Origin of the sequence: Vannielia litorea (assembly GCF_018424695.1) — a bacterium.
Taxonomy (GTDB): Bacteria; Pseudomonadota; Alphaproteobacteria; order Rhodobacterales; family Rhodobacteraceae; genus Vannielia; species Vannielia litorea_A.
Genome location: NZ_QTNQ01000037.1, coordinates 23,606 through 37,718 on the forward strand (window position 1 = coordinate 23,606; position 14,113 = coordinate 37,718).

Consider the following 14,113-nt stretch of genomic DNA (forward strand, 5'->3'; position numbering starts at 1 on the left):
CCGCATTCGAACCCCCACGCATATCAAGGGAGAGGACCGCATGTCCCCCAAGACACTGTATGACAAGATATGGGATGCCCATCTGGCCCATGAAGCCGAAGATGGCACCTGCCTGCTCTATATCGACCGGCACCTCGTGCACGAGGTCACCAGCCCCCAGGCTTTCGAAGGCCTCCGTATGGCGGGCCGCAAGGTGCACGCGCCCGACAAGACCATCGCCGTGCCCGATCACAACGTGCCCACCACCGAGGGCCGCGACGACCCCAGCCAGATGACGGAAGACAGCCGCATCCAGGTGGCCGCGCTCGACAAGAACGCCAAGGACTTCGGCGTGCACTACTACCCTGTCAGCGACGTGCGGCAGGGCATCGTGCACATCGTCGGCCCCGAGCAGGGCTGGACCCTGCCGGGCATGACGGTGGTCTGCGGTGACAGCCACACCGCCACCCACGGCGCCTTCGGGGCGCTGGCCCACGGCATCGGCACCTCGGAGGTGGAGCATGTGCTGGCCACCCAGACGCTGATTCAAAAGAAATCGAAGAACATGAAGGTGGAGATCACCGGCAAGCTCGCGCCGGGCGTCACCGCCAAGGACATCACCCTCGCCGTCATCGGCAAGACCGGCACCGCAGGCGGCACCGGCCACGTGATCGAATATTGCGGCGAGGCTATCCAGTCGCTCTCGATGGAAGGCCGGATGACCGTGTGCAACATGGCCATCGAAGGCGGCGCCCGCGCCGGCCTCATAGCGCCGGACGAGACGACCTTTGAGTATGTCAAAGGCCGCCCCCACGCGCCCAAGGGTGCGCAATGGGAGGCCGCCATGGACTGGTGGAAGACGCTCTACACCGACGAGGGCGCGCATTTCGACAAGGTGGTGACGATCCGCGGTGAAGACATTGCCCCGGTGGTAACATGGGGCACCTCCCCCGAAGACGTGCTGCCGATCACCGAGGTGGTGCCCGACCCGTCCAGCTTCACCGGCGGCAAGGTCGAAGCGGCCAAGCGCTCCATCGAGTACATGGGCCTGACCCCGGGGCAGAAGCTCTCGGACATCGCCATCGACACGGTGTTCATCGGCTCCTGCACCAACGGCCGGATCGAAGACCTTCGCGCCGCGGCGGCCATCGTGAAGGGCAAGAAGATCAAGGAGGGCATGCGCGCCATGGTGGTGCCCGGCTCCGGTCTGGTCCGCGCCCAGGCCGAGGAAGAGGGCCTGGCCGACATCTTCAAGGACGCCGGTTTCGAATGGCGCCTCGCGGGCTGCTCGATGTGCCTCGCAATGAACCCCGATCAGCTGTCCGAGGGCGAGCGCTGCGCCTCCACCTCCAACCGCAACTTCGAGGGCCGCCAAGGCTACAAGGGCCGCACCCACCTCGTCAGCCCCGGCATGGCGGCAGCGGCGGCGATCACTGGAAAGCTGACCGACGTTCGGGAGATGATGTAATGGAAAAATTCGACAAGCTCACCGGCATCGCGGCGCCCATGCCGCTGGTGAATATCGACACCGACATGATCATCCCCAAGGTCTTTCTGAAGACGATCAAGCGCGAAGGGCTGGGCGTGAACCTCTTCGACGAGATGCGCTATGACCGGCAGGGCAACGAGATCGAGGATTTCGTGCTGAACAAGCCGGCCTATCGCGATGCGCAGATCATCGTGGCGGGTGACAACTTCGGCTGCGGCTCCTCGCGCGAGCATGCCCCCTGGGCGCTGCTCGATTTCGGCATCCGCTGCGTGATCTCCACCAGCTTCGCCGACATCTTCTACAACAACTGCTTCAAGAACGGCATCCTGCCGATCGTGCTGCCGCAGGAAGATGTCGACAAGCTGATGGACGACGCCGAGCGCGGGGCGAACGCCGTTGTCACTGTCGACCTCGAAGCGCAGGAAATCACCGGCCCCGATGGTGGCAAGGTAACCTTCGACATCGACCCCTTCCGGAAGCACTGCCTGCTGAACGGGCTTGATGACATCGGCCTGACGCTGGAAAAATCCGCCAGCATCGAGGCCTTCGAGGAGAAGGCGGCGCAGGCGCGGCCCTGGGTCTGAGCCTGCCACGAGACACGAAAAAGGGGGCCTGCGTGGCCCCCTTTGCTTTTATGGTGCGTCTCAGGCTGCGAGGGCAACCGGGGTCTTCTCACCTCCGAAGTGCTTGGCGTTGAGCTTCAGCACCAGCGCGATGGTCGCCAGTTGCAGCATCAGCGCGGGGGCGGTAGCGGCCCAATAGACGGCGCTGAACTTTTCGATCACGCCCGCACCGACGAGGCCCTTGTTGACGAAGAACTGGAGCATCACCGAAAGCGCCACGCCGGGGCAGACCAGCGCATAACTGGCGGGCGAGCGCTCGGGGCCGGAGATGAAGCGGGCGAAGTAGCCCTGCGCCCGCAGCACGGTCAGCCCGAAGAGCGCGGTGACGAGTTGCAGCGCCAGCAGTGGCAGCAGCATCAGGAAGCTCGAGGCAGGGCCGCCGTGCACGTCAAAGTGCACATGCAGCCCGTGGGCCTGCCGCAGCCAGGCGATGGCGACGACCGTCAGCAGCGGAATGGCGATCAGCAGCGTCGGCGCGGCCTCGGCATTGGCGCCATGCTCCATCATCGCGCGCAGGCCCATCACCATGGTGACAAGCGCGATGACCAGCGCCAGCAGGATGAAGAAGCTCGACAGCATGATCGACACCGCCACCGTGGCTTTCACCGTGCTCATCGCGGCAGGGGCGGCGAGGCCGACGCCGACCATGGCGAAGGCGAAGCCCGGCAGGGTCTGGGCAAAACTGTTGTTGGCGGCGCAGTCGATTCCGCCCTTGCCCAGCCGTTCGGCAAGGAAACGGCCATAGAGCTTGAGGCCGTAGGCCCCGATGGCGGTGAAGGCGATCATGGCGAGAGGGAAGAGATATTCGACCACGCCCCAGAGCCCCGGCACGAAGACGAGGCCGAGGATGAAGCCGCCGTTCACCGCCATGGCCAGCGCCAGCGGCACCGCCAGGAGCTGTGAGCCTGCGTTCGAGGCCATCAGCTTGTCATGGCCTTCAGTGCGGCGATAGGCGGCCAGCGTACGAAGATTCCACGCCAGCGAGCGGAACATCAGCAGCGCAAACCCCGCGATGCCTGCCCAGGCCGCCACGATCATGGCCTGTTGCAGCGGCGTGCCGGCGGAGAAGGCGCGGGTGATATCTTTGAACACCGGCACCGACTGGCCGGGGTGGGGCACCCAGAACATCAGGTAGAGAAAGAAGGTGACCATGAGGCCACCGGCACCGAGGGCGGCGAGAAAGTAGAGGGGCACGTAGCCCGTGCGAGGTTGGGTTTGCATCGTGACGTCTCCTTGATGAGTCCATCAACTTATACATTCATATTCGTGAATGTGAGTTGATCCATGTCAATACGTGCGGGCCAGGCCCGCTGCGTCACCGGCGTCCTGCTGCCGTCGATGGCAGAACTCTGCGCAACAGGTCCACAACCGGGCAGGCCCATGGACGCATGCGCTGCCAAACGCTCCGGTTGGCTTTTTCTTCGGTGATTCAACTAAATCGTGTCTCAATCGAAGGTCGTTAACACGTTCGTTGGGGCGAGTTTTGCCGCACATACAACATGTTGCGTGAACGCGATGCCTCGCCACCTTTCTGCCAGCAATTTGATGCAAAGCCGCACCAGTTGGCCCGCGAAACCGCCAAATTGATTTCGTTAACCTTAACCGAAGCTTGTAGCGGCTAATGAAAGACGGCAAAAATTGGGCAAAGTTGAGGCATACCGCCACAATCGGCGGAACACCGCGGAAACGGGCCTTTGGCAATGCACCGAGGCCGGCCGTGGGAAAGGGATCGAGCAGTGATCACACGGATCACAGGCGCCTTGGTGCGCGCAGGCTTGGTGGCATTGCTGATCGCAATGCCCTCTCTGCTTGTGCCCCGGATCGGCCCGGATGCAGCGCAGGTCACCGCGCTGCTGGCCCTTTTTGCCGCGGGCCTTACCCTTTTTGAATACGCCTCGAACTACCCCAGCCTCGTCGAGTTCCGCGATGCTCCGCCGTTCAACCGGTTGCGCTTCGGGTCGCTCTTCATCACCGTCTTTCTGCTGACCATGCTCTGCCGTGGCCAGGTCGACGACAACGCGCTGACGGTGTTTACCGGTGCGGTTGGCCAGCTCATCGGCGATATCATCGACTTTCCCTACAGCCCGGTCCAGCTTGTGCTTCTCAGCCTCCCGGCCTCGGTGAGCCCCGAGCACGTGGATCTCGTCCGCGCCGCGGCGGGCATCGCCTATCTCACCTCGCTGATCTCGCTTGCGATCTTCGTGATCTACATCCGCGCCGGGGGATGGCCCACGCGTTCGGGTGCCTTCAACGTCTGGGTCAACCTGCCCACCTTCGACCCCACCACGGGAGGCGACGTGGTGGATCGTCTCCACCGCGACGCAAGGCTCAACATCGCCCTCGGTTTCCTGCTACCCTTCATCGCACCGGCGGTGGCCAAGATGGCGGCAGTGGTGTTCAGCCCGCTTGCCATGGAGGCCCCGCAAACCCTGATCTGGACGATGGCGGCATGGGCATTCCTTCCTTCCTCGCTCTTCATGCGTGGCATCGCCATGGGGCGCATCGCCTCGATGATCGAGCAAAAGCGCCGCCGCACGAGCGAGGCCAAGGCCGGCGGCGACGTCGCCGACACTCTGGCCGCCGCCTGATCTTCGCCGCGCTTGCGGCCCTCCTGACAACATCTCCGGCCCGCGCAGAAACTCTGCGGCTGGCCACTTTCTCTCCCGAGCTTACCCGCAAGGGGCCCGGCCTGCTGTTGCGTGATATCACCCGGGGCGACGCGCAGGTGGATGCGGTGGTGGAAGTAATCCGCACGGCTGACGCCGATGTGCTGCTGCTCACCGGCATCGACATGGATGGCACCGGCGCCACGCTGGAGGCGCTCGCCACCCGGCTGGAGGAGGCGGGCGCGCCCTATCCCCACCGCTTCACCGCACCCGGCAACACCGGGCTGCGCACCGGGCTCGATCTCGATGGCGACGGGCGGTTGGAGGAGCCGGAAGATGCACAGGGCTTCGGGCGTTTCCCCGGCGAGGGCGGCATGGCCGTTCTCAGCCGCTACCCGCTCGGCGCGGTCACTGAATTGACCGATGTGCTCTGGCGAGATTTGCCGGGCGGCGACCCCTGGTTTGCCTCCGAGGCCGCCGCAAGCGTCCACCGCCTGTCTTCAGTTGCCCATTGGGACGTGCCGGTCCTGGTGCAAGGCGGTCCATTGCACCTCCTAGCCGTCTCGGCAACGCCGCCGGTGTTCGACGGCCCCGAAGATCGAAACGGTCGGCGCGCCCAGGATGAGCTGCGGCTGTGGCAGGCCTATCTCGACGGCGCGTTCGGCGGGCCACCGGGCGGGCCCGCAGTGGTCGCGGGCCGACTCAACGTGGACCCGGTGGATGGCGAAGGCCTGCGGGATGTGTTCGGCGCGCTCCTTGCCGGGCCGTTGCAGGATCCGGCCCCCGAAGGCCCGGGCGGGCGGGCCGAGGCCGATCCAGGGCATCGCGGTCCGCCTGCGCAGGACACCGTGGATTGGGACGGGCCCGGCAACCTGCGGGTGGATTACCTTCTGCCGCAGGCTGGCCTTACACTCGCCGCTGCGGGCGTGCTCTGGCCTGAGGAGGGCGCGCCGCTAAACGGGCTGAGCCTTGCCACGGCGCGCGCGGCCTCGCGCCACCGGCTCGTCTGGATCGATCTGGTGCTGGATCGCTGAGGCCAGCGCCTCGGCCAACGGCGTAACGCGAAACTCCGGCAACAGCGCAGCCAGCGGGGCTGGGTCCAGCCCATGCGGCTTGCGCCAGAGGTAAGACATTTCCACAAGGTGCCGACCCAGCGGCCAGAACGGCGCCGCGAGCCTGAGCGGCCACCACGGCATGTGCCTCAGGGCCAGCCGCCCGCCCGAGGCCCGCTCAAGCGCGCCGTGCAACTCGGCCCCGGTCAGCGTGTAGCCAGCAAAGGGGATATCGACGAAGGTCGGCAAGCTCTCCCGACGCTCGGCCAGCACCACGGCGGCCCGCGCCACATCGGGCAGGAAGGCCCAGGCATGGGGCTGGTCGGTGGGACCGGGGTAGGTGAACACACCCTGCCTCAGCCCCGCGGACATCACCTTGTCAAACCAGTTGCCTGACGGCTCGGTATCCAGGTAGTCGCCCGCGCGCAGCACGATGGTCGACACGCCCGAAGCGCGGTAGGCGGCTTCCATCTCCGCCCGCAGGCGGCCCAGCGTGTTGGTGGCCGCATGGGGGGTGTCAGGGCCGAAGAGCGCCGGCGCACCCTCGCCAAAGGGGTAGACATTCCCCGGTATCAGCACCGTTGCGCCTGTGGCCTTGGCCACCTCGATGATCCGGGCGGCTTGGCCCGGCAACTCGCGCGCCCAGTGCGGATAAGGCGGGTTCCAGCCGTTCACGATGATATCGGCGCCCCAGGCGGCATCCCACAGGTCATCGCGGGCACGATCGAACGGACGCACGCGCCAGCCGGCCTCGCAAAACGCCATGTGGGCATTGCGACCAAAGCGGCCCGTAGGGCCAAGGATAAGGGCTGTTCCGGGCATCGGGCAGTCTCCGGGCTGAAGGTTACGATGGGGAAAGTGGGCTATTCACCTGCAAATGTGAATTGCATAAACATGGAGGTCAGGTATTCACTCCTGAATGGCAAATCCGCTCTCCTCCCTCGACTGGTCCCGCGTGCAGGCCTTCCTTGCCGTGGTCGATACCGGCTCACTCTCGGGCGCGGCGCGTCAGCTTGGCACCAGTCAGCCCACGCTGGGGCGCCAGGTGAAAGCGCTGGAAGAGGCGCTGGCCACACGGCTCTTCAAGCGCGTGGCCAAGGGGCTGGCGCTGACAGAAGCGGGCGCGGCTCTGGTGGAGCCCGCCCGGGCGATGCAGGAGGCGGCGATGCGGATGCAGCTCACCGCCGCGGGCCGCGAGGAAGAGCTGGCAGGCACCGTGCGCATCACCGCACCCGTCGCCGTCACCCGATGGATGTTGCCCGACATTGTCGCGCGCCTGCGGCGCGAAGAACCGGAAATCCAGATAGAACTGGTGCCCAACGACGCCTCCGACAACCTGCTCTTTCGCGAGGCCGACATTGCGGTGCGCATGTATCAGCCCACCCAGCTCGATCTCGTGGCCAAGCGGCTCGGCGAGCTGCCGATGGGGCTGTATGCCGCCGAAAGCTACCTCGAAGGCCGTGAACTGCCCGAGAGCTTTGCCGATCTGATGCAGATGGATCTCGTCGGCAACGATCGAGAAGAGCGGATCATCCGCGGGCTCCGGCAATACGGCATCGCTGCCGACCGGCACAGCTTTGCAACCCGCGTCGACGACCAGTCGGTTTACTGGGCCTTGGTCTGCGCGGGCTGCGGCCTCGGTTTCGGCCCCTGCCTCGTGGGCGATCTCGAGCCGGGCGTGGTGGCCGTCCTGCGCGGCCCACCGGTGCCGCCCCTGCCGATGTGGCTTGCCGCGCACGAGGAGATGCGCCGGGTGCCGCGCGTGGCCCGGGTGTGGGATGTGCTGACCGAGGCCCTGCCGCCGCTGCTTGACCCTGCGGGCGGTAGGGCGTAGGCCCTCGCGCGACGTAACGCTGCGAGGAGACCGCGATGAGCAACCCTTCCCTTCTGATCCTGCCCGGCGATGGCATCGGCCCCGAGGTGATGGCCGAGGTCCGCAAGGTGATCGACTGGTACGGCGCCAAGCGCGACCTCAAGTTCGACGTGTCCGAAGATCTCGTGGGCGGCTGCGCCTATGACAAGCACGGCACCCCACTGACCGACGAGACCATGGCCAAGGCGCAGGAGGTGGACGCGGTTCTGCTCGGTGCCGTGGGCGGCCCGAAATACGACAACCTCGATTTCAGCGTGAAGCCCGAGCGCGGGCTGCTGCGACTGCGCAAGGAGATGGACCTGTTCTCCAACCTGCGCCCGGCCCAGTGCTTCGACGCGCTGGCCGACTTTTCTTCGCTTAAGAAGGATGTGGTGGCGGGCCTCGACATCATGATCATCCGCGAGTTGACCTCCGGCGTCTACTTCGGTGAACCGCGCGGGATCATCAAGGAAGGCAACGAGCGCGTGGGCATCAACACCCAGCGCTACACCGAGAGCGAAATCGCCCGCGTGGCGCGCTCCGCCTTCGAGCTGGCCCGCAAGCGCGGCAACAAGGTCTGCTCGATGGAAAAGGCCAATGTGATGGAGAGCGGCATCCTCTGGCGCGACGTGGTGCAGGAGATCCATGACGCCGAGTATCCCGACGTGGAGCTGAGCCACATGTATGCCGACGCAGGCGCCATGCAGCTCACCCGCTGGCCCAAGCAGTTCGACGTGATCGTGACCGACAACCTCTTCGGCGATCTGCTCTCCGACCTTGCCGCCATGCTCACCGGCTCGCTCGGCATGCTGCCCTCCGCCTCGCTCGGCCTGCCGATGGCCAATGGCCGCCCCAAGGCGCTTTACGAGCCGGTCCACGGCTCTGCGCCCGACATCGCGGGTCAGGGCAAGGCCAACCCGATCGCCTGCATTCTCAGCTTCGCCATGGCGCTGCGCTACTCCTTCGACGAGGGCGAAGAGGCGACGCGCCTCGAAGAGGCGGTGAACGCGGTGCTGGCCAAGGGCCTGCGCACCGCCGACCTGCTGGGCGAAGAGGGCGTGCAGCCGGTAAGCACCGCCGAGATGGGCGATGCCATCGTGGCCGCGCTTGATGAGTCGCTCTGACGCCCACGGCTGAGCCATCGAGATCAACAGGGGCGCAGCCTGCGGGCCGCGCCCTTTTTCATGCGCGCCTCACCCCCCCGAACCGCAGGCAACTTGCGCGGCGCAGGGCCAGGGCGTAGGGAAAGGAAACACGCCAAGGAGGCCCCGAATGCAGACCGCAACCGCCGATGCCCCTCTCGCCCACAACCGCCTGCCGGATGACCGCCTGATCGTGGCGCTCGATGTGCCCAACGCGGTGCAGGGCCTCGAACTGGCCGGGCGGCTGAACGATGCGGTGAGCTTCTACAAGATCGGGCTGGGCATGCTCTGCGGCGGCGGCATGGCGCTGGCCAACGAGCTGAAACAGGAGCACGGCAAGCGCATCTTCCTCGACATGAAACTGTTCGACATTGGCGCCACCGTAGAAGCGGCGGTGCGCGGCATCGCCCAGTTCGAGCTCGATTTTCTCACCGTCCACGGTGACCCGCACGTGGTGCGCGCCGCGCAAGAGGGCAAGGGCGGCAGCGATCTGAAGATCCTCGGGGTTACCATCCTCACCTCGCTCGACCGGGCCGATCTCGACGCCGGGCTGATCCGTGAAGGCGACATCTCCGAGATCGTCACCGAACGCGCCGCGCGGGCCTTCGAGGCCGGGGCCGACGGGGTGATTGCCTCGCCCCATGAGGCCGGGGTGATCCGGGCGTTGCCGCAGGCCGAAGGCAAGCTCATCGTCACCCCCGGCGTGCGCCCCGCAGGCGCAGCCAAGGGCGACCAGAAGCGCATCGCCACCCCGGCCTTCGCGGTGGCGCAGGGGGCCGACCATATCGTGGTGGGCCGCCCGGTCTGGCAGGCGGACGACCCCGACGGGGCCGCCCGTGCCATCATCTCCGAGCTGCCCTGAGCCGGCGCGAAGACGCCTCGAAGGGCGGATGAGCGCGCCCGCTTAATAGGCGATGGTGAACACCTCGCCCCGGTGCTTCGGCGCTTCAAGCTCATCCACCAGCGCCATCGCGTAGTCCTCGGCGCTGATCCGGCTCTCGCCATCGACATCGCTCAGCAGCACATCGCCGCCGATGCGATACTTTCCGGTGCGCGCGCCCGGCTCGATCAGCGCGGCGGGGGCAAAGAACGTCCAGTCCACGCCGCTCTCCGGCAGGCTCTCCTTGAAGGCTTTCATGCCGGTCGCCTCGGGCAGAATCTCGGGCGGCAGGTTGGGCAACAGGGGCGAGCCATCGGGCAGGTTCAGCGTGCCGGCACCGCCCACGACCAGCAGCGGCTTGCCTGCGGCTTTGGCGCCCTCCATTGCGCCGGCGCCGATGGCGGCCATTTCGCTCACCGCATCGCCGGTGCTGCGCGGGCTGACGGTGGTCACGATCACGTCCACGCCCTCTGCCGCCTGCGCCACGGCCGCGCCATCGGTCACGTCGAGGGCAACGGCTTCGGCGCCTTCGGGCAGGGCGATCTTGTTTGGGTTCCGGCTGGCCGCGTGCACCGCGTGCCCGCGCGCCGCCGCTTCTGCCAGGATGCGGCTGCCGATCATGCCGCTTGCGCCGATCAAAAGAATCTTCATCTGCTTCACTCCAAAATAGGTTACTGATAAGAACCTACTTACGTATAGGAACCGAATGCCGGGAGAGGCATTCTCCCGTCACATGGTTACCCCCGTGTAACCCACCCAGGAGCCGCCGAGATGAACATGCAAACCCGCCGCCGCATTTCCTACGCCTGCCCCATGCGCGACGTGCTCGACCGCATCGGCGATGCCTGGTCGCTTCTGGTGATGCTGGAGTTGATGAAGGGCCCCTGTCGCTTCAACGCGCTGGCCCGCGTGGTTGACGGCGTGTCGCGGCGGATGCTCACCGTCACCCTGCGCAACCTCGAGCGCGACGGGCTGGTGAGCCGCGAGGTGCTGCCCTGCTCCCCGCCCTCGGTCGAATACGCGCTGACGCCACTTGGCGGCTCGCTGCAATCGGCGCTTGAAGGGCTGCGCGACTGGGCCGTTGCGCACCAGCCCGAGATCAACGCCCACCGGCGCAGCTACGATGCGCGCGAACTGGCCTGAGATGCAAAGGGGCCACCCGAAGGCGGCCCCTGAATTTCTCGATCCGGTGAGCCGTCAGCCCTCGTTGATGTCCTCGTCGAAGGTCTGAACCTGCCGGCCCTTGCCGCCAAAGGTCTTGTAGCAAATGACCCAGGCCACAACCGAGATCACCGCGAAGACCAGCAACACCCAGGCGAGGCTCCCGCCGAAGGTGAGGCCGAGCGCCAGCAGAATGCCCACCAGCGCCGCGCCCACGGCGAAACCCACGAAGATGAAGCCCGGCGCGAAGAGTTCGAGAATGGCCAGCACGATGGCCAGCGCGAGCCAGGCCCACCAGGTGGTGAAAAGCTCGGGCATCGTCATCTCGCAACTCCTTTCAGCATCTTGAAGGCATTGCCGAAGGCTTCCAGCGCGTCGGCGGGCACGATAATCGTCTGCTTGCCCTCACCCGCGCCAAGCGCGTTCAGGCTTTCCACCTGCTTGAGGGCAATCTGGTATTGCGCGGCCTCGATCCCGTTGTCCTGGATCGCGGCGGCCACCACGCCGGTTGCATAGGCCTCGGCGTCGGCCTGAACGCGGCGGGCCTTGGCGGTCTGCTCTGCGGCGTAAAGGTCTGCGTCGGCAGCAAGCTCCACCGCGCGGCGGCGGCCCTCGGCCTCCGTCACCTGCGCCCGGCGGGCGCGTTCGGCGTTGAGCTGCTGGAGCATCGCCGCCCGGGTGGCCTCGTCGAGGTTCACGTCGAGGATCTCGGCCCGTGTTACCTCGATGCCCCAGTCATCCACAGCGCTCTCCACCAGAGACTTGATCGACGAAATCAGCGCCGTCCGGTTGCTCTGCACCTCGTCCAGCTCCATCTTACCGATCTCCGAGCGAACGATACCGGCCACCGTTGTGGCAATGGCGCCGTCCACGTCGCGGATCCGATACACGGTCTTTTCCGGCTGGAGGATGCGGTAGAAAACGCTCGTTTCCACCTGCACCAGCACGTTGTCGGCGGTGATCGCATCCTGGCTGGAGTTCGGAAGCTGCCGCTCGAGGATGCTCACCTTGTGGCGCACCCGGTCGATGAACGGCACGATCAGGTTGATCCCCGGTCCGAGCACGCTTTTCAGCCGCCCGAACCGCTCCACCACGTATTTCTCCGACTGCGGCACGATCCGCACCCCGAGAAAGATCGAAATGATAACAAAGAGCGCCAGCAGGACGACCACGATCGTGCCGCCGCCAACACCCGGTAGGAAATCCATGAGGTTCATGTCTAAATCCTGTAACTAACTGCCCCTGCCACATCACATATGGGGACGGCTCACGCCGTTTTGAAGAGTTTTCCGAATCACCCGGCCCCACGATAGGCGACCGTGGCGGGTTGGACACGGGCCGCCACGGCGCTAACATACGCCTGCCAGCAAGCCGCCATACTCCGCGCCAGCCCTCCCGAAAACCTGACAGAATTGCCCCGGAGGTGCGCCCATGCCCGCTGATTTGTCCCCCCTTGCCACGGCGATTGCCGAAATGCCGATGGCCCCGCTTGAAGAGATCGCCCGAAAGGCCGGAACCTCCGTAGCGGATGTCTTGCAGAGCTTGCCGAAGGGCACGGCGACCTGCATTTCCGGCAGCCATTTCATCGAGGTGATGCAGGCAATGCGCAGCTGGGGCGAGGTCACCTTCATCGTCAACACCGGCAACGTCGTGCTCGAAGTGAAGGCCCCCATTCCCGATGGCACCGAGGGCCGGGGCTATTACAACCTCTCGGGCAAGCCGCTGCATGGCCATCTCAAGCTGGACGCCTGCGAAACCATCGCCTTCGTCTCCCGCGAGATGATGGGGCGGCTGGGGCATTCGGTGCAATTCTATGCTTTCGACGGCAGCTGCATGTTCAAGATCTACCTCGGCCGCGACAATGCGGGCGCCTTTCTGCCCGGGCAGGAACAGGCCTTCGCCGCGCTGCGCGACCAGATGGCAGCAACCTGAGCTGATGGCTCTTGGGCGGCGCGGCGGGCCGGGCTAGATTGCGCCCTGAAAGGTGCCCCATGCCCGCCCTCTGCCGCGATTGCCTCACCACGTTCGAAACCGGCGCCCGCTGCCCCGCCTGTCGGTCGCCGCGCGTTCTGGCGCACCCCGAGCTCTTCTCGCTTTCCATCGCCCATATGGATTGCGACGCCTTCTATGCCTCGGTCGAAAAGCGCGACAATCCGGAGCTGGCCGCCAAGCCCGTCATCATCGGCGGCGGGCGGCGGGGCGTGGTGTCCACCGCCTGCTACATCGCCCGGATCAAAGGCGTGCGCTCGGCCATGCCGATGTTCCAGGCGCTCAAGCTCTGCCCCGAGGCGGTGGTGGTGAAGCCGCGCATGGAGGTCTACGTCGAGGTGTCGCGCCAGATCCGCGCGCTGATGGAAGAGCTCACGCCCTCCATCGAACCGCTCTCGCTCGACGAGGCCTTCATGGATCTCACCGGCACCGCCCGGCTGCACGGCCACCCGCCCGCCGTCATGCTGGCGAAGCTCGTGAAACGGATGAAATCCGAGCTGGGCGTCACCGGCTCCATTGGCCTCAGCCACAACAAGTTCCTCGCCAAGATCGCGTCGGATCTCGACAAGCCGCAGGGCTTCTCGGTGATCGGTGCGGCCGAAACCGAGGATTTCCTGCGCGACAAGCCGGTGCGGATGATCTGGGGCGTCGGTCAGGCCTTCCAGGCCTCGCTGGAAAGTGCCGGCATCCGCACCTTCGCCGACCTGCGACGGTGGGAGCAAAAGGAGCTGGCCGCCCGCTTCGGCTCTTCCGGCGCGCGGCTATGGCACCTCGCCCGCGGGCAGGACAAGCGCAGGGTGAGCCGCGACTCGGGGCTGAAGTCGATCAGCAACGAGACGACCTTCTTCGAGGACACGGCCAGCGCCGACATTCTCGACGGCCATATCTGGCGCCTGTCCGAGAAGGTCTCGGCCCGCGCCAAGGCCAAGGAGCTTTCGGGCCGCACCGTGACGCTCAAGCTCAAGACGGCCAAGTTCAAGCTGCTCACCCGGCGCACCACCCTGCGCGAGCCCACCCAGATCGCCGACCGGATATATCGCACCGCGCGCGACCTTTTCGACCATGCCGGGCATGACGGCCCCTTCCGCCTGATCGGCGTTGGCCTGTCCGATCTGGCGCCGGAGGCCGCAGCCGACCTCTCGGGCGACCTGCTGGACCCGGACGCAGGCAAACGCGCCGAGGCCGAGCGCGCGACGGATACCATCCGCGCCCGCTTCGGCAAGGACGCCATCCTGAAGGGCAGGGCGCTCAGGTAGGCGGCGTAGGGTGGGCAATTTGCCCGCCACCGGCCCCGCATGACCGCATCCAGGGTGGACTCACGCCACCCCACCCCGCAACAT

Annotated in this window: 15 protein-coding genes; 10 read left to right on the top strand and 5 right to left on the bottom strand. The window is 66.1% G+C overall.

The window, feature by feature from the left end; genetic code table 11:
• The first annotated feature begins 40 nt into the window (after positions 1 to 40).
• Both leuC and leuD read left to right on the top strand, forming a co-directional pair.
• Positions 41 to 1,447, top strand: a complete 1,407-nt coding sequence (leuC, locus tag DYI42_RS13510) for a 3-isopropylmalate dehydratase large subunit (protein WP_213546516.1) — start codon at positions 41 to 43, stop codon at positions 1,445 to 1,447.
• Positions 1,447 to 2,052, top strand: coding sequence for a 3-isopropylmalate dehydratase small subunit (gene leuD / locus DYI42_RS13515; protein WP_213546517.1), 606 nt, complete (start codon positions 1,447 to 1,449; stop codon positions 2,050 to 2,052). The genes leuC and leuD overlap by 1 nt, the downstream gene beginning before the upstream one ends.
• Before the next feature lie 60 nt (positions 2,053 to 2,112).
• Here the strand turns inward: leuD and DYI42_RS13520 are convergent, their stop codons facing one another.
• The gene (locus DYI42_RS13520; protein WP_213546518.1) at positions 2,113 to 3,312 is read right to left on the bottom strand and encodes a TsoY family (seleno)protein; all 1,200 of its coding nucleotides are present in this window, start codon (positions 3,310 to 3,312) and stop codon (positions 2,113 to 2,115) included.
• A gap of 575 nt (positions 3,313 to 3,887) precedes the next feature.
• Between DYI42_RS13520 and DYI42_RS13525 the strand changes: the two genes are divergently transcribed.
• Entirely contained in the window at positions 3,888 to 4,679 is a 792-nt protein-coding gene (locus tag DYI42_RS13525; RefSeq protein WP_244867912.1) for a hypothetical protein, read from the top strand.
• A 107-nt stretch (positions 4,680 to 4,786) separates the two neighbouring features.
• On the top strand, positions 4,787 to 5,731 hold the full coding sequence (locus DYI42_RS13530; RefSeq protein WP_213546531.1) for an endonuclease/exonuclease/phosphatase family protein: 945 nt from the start codon (positions 4,787 to 4,789) through the stop codon (positions 5,729 to 5,731).
• Here DYI42_RS13530 and DYI42_RS13535 read toward each other — a convergent pair.
• On the bottom strand, positions 5,651 to 6,571 hold the full coding sequence (locus tag DYI42_RS13535) for an epimerase (protein WP_213546520.1): 921 nt from the start codon (positions 6,569 to 6,571) through the stop codon (positions 5,651 to 5,653). The two genes, DYI42_RS13530 and DYI42_RS13535, sit on opposite strands and share 81 nt — an antisense overlap.
• A 97-nt stretch (positions 6,572 to 6,668) precedes the next feature.
• Here DYI42_RS13535 and DYI42_RS13540 point away from each other — a divergent pair, with 97 nt between their 5' ends.
• The 3 genes from DYI42_RS13540 (at position 6,669) to pyrF (ending at position 9,605) form a co-directional block, all read left to right on the top strand.
• The gene (locus DYI42_RS13540) at positions 6,669 to 7,583 is read left to right on the top strand and encodes a LysR family transcriptional regulator (protein WP_213546521.1); all 915 of its coding nucleotides are present in this window, start codon (positions 6,669 to 6,671) and stop codon (positions 7,581 to 7,583) included.
• Positions 7,584 to 7,618: 35 nt separating this feature from the next.
• Complete coding sequence (gene leuB, locus DYI42_RS13545; RefSeq protein WP_213546522.1) at positions 7,619 to 8,725, top strand: 3-isopropylmalate dehydrogenase; 1,107 nt, start codon at positions 7,619 to 7,621, stop codon at positions 8,723 to 8,725.
• Between the two features lie 148 nt (positions 8,726 to 8,873).
• A complete protein-coding gene (pyrF, locus tag DYI42_RS13550; RefSeq protein ID WP_213546523.1) occupies positions 8,874 to 9,605 on the top strand; it encodes an orotidine-5'-phosphate decarboxylase in 732 nt (243 codons plus the stop codon).
• Positions 9,606 to 9,647: 42 nt separating this feature from the next.
• Here the strand turns inward: pyrF and DYI42_RS13555 are convergent, their stop codons facing one another.
• Positions 9,648 to 10,274, bottom strand: a complete 627-nt coding sequence (locus DYI42_RS13555; protein ID WP_213546524.1) for an NAD(P)-dependent oxidoreductase — start codon at positions 10,272 to 10,274, stop codon at positions 9,648 to 9,650.
• 120 nt (positions 10,275 to 10,394) lie between these two features.
• Between DYI42_RS13555 and DYI42_RS13560 the strand changes: the two genes are divergently transcribed.
• Positions 10,395 to 10,766 (top strand): winged helix-turn-helix transcriptional regulator, encoded by a 372-nt coding sequence (locus DYI42_RS13560; protein ID WP_213546525.1) that lies wholly within the window; start codon positions 10,395 to 10,397, stop codon positions 10,764 to 10,766.
• A 54-nt stretch (positions 10,767 to 10,820) separates the two neighbouring features.
• Here DYI42_RS13560 and DYI42_RS13565 read toward each other — a convergent pair whose 3' ends face one another.
• A complete protein-coding gene (locus DYI42_RS13565) occupies positions 10,821 to 11,108 on the bottom strand; it encodes an NfeD family protein (RefSeq protein WP_342344662.1) in 288 nt (95 codons plus the stop codon).
• Complete coding sequence (locus tag DYI42_RS13570; RefSeq protein ID WP_213546526.1) at positions 11,105 to 12,001, bottom strand: SPFH domain-containing protein; 897 nt, start codon at positions 11,999 to 12,001, stop codon at positions 11,105 to 11,107. The genes DYI42_RS13565 and DYI42_RS13570 overlap by 4 nt, the downstream gene beginning before the upstream one ends.
• 214 nt (positions 12,002 to 12,215) lie before the next feature.
• Between DYI42_RS13570 and hutX the strand changes: the two genes are divergently transcribed.
• Complete coding sequence (hutX, locus tag DYI42_RS13575) at positions 12,216 to 12,716, top strand: heme utilization cystosolic carrier protein HutX (protein WP_213546527.1); 501 nt, start codon at positions 12,216 to 12,218, stop codon at positions 12,714 to 12,716.
• Positions 12,717 to 12,775: 59 nt separating this feature from the next.
• Complete coding sequence (locus tag DYI42_RS13580; RefSeq protein ID WP_213546528.1) at positions 12,776 to 14,029, top strand: DNA polymerase IV; 1,254 nt, start codon at positions 12,776 to 12,778, stop codon at positions 14,027 to 14,029.
• Positions 14,030 to 14,113 lie beyond the last annotated feature (84 nt).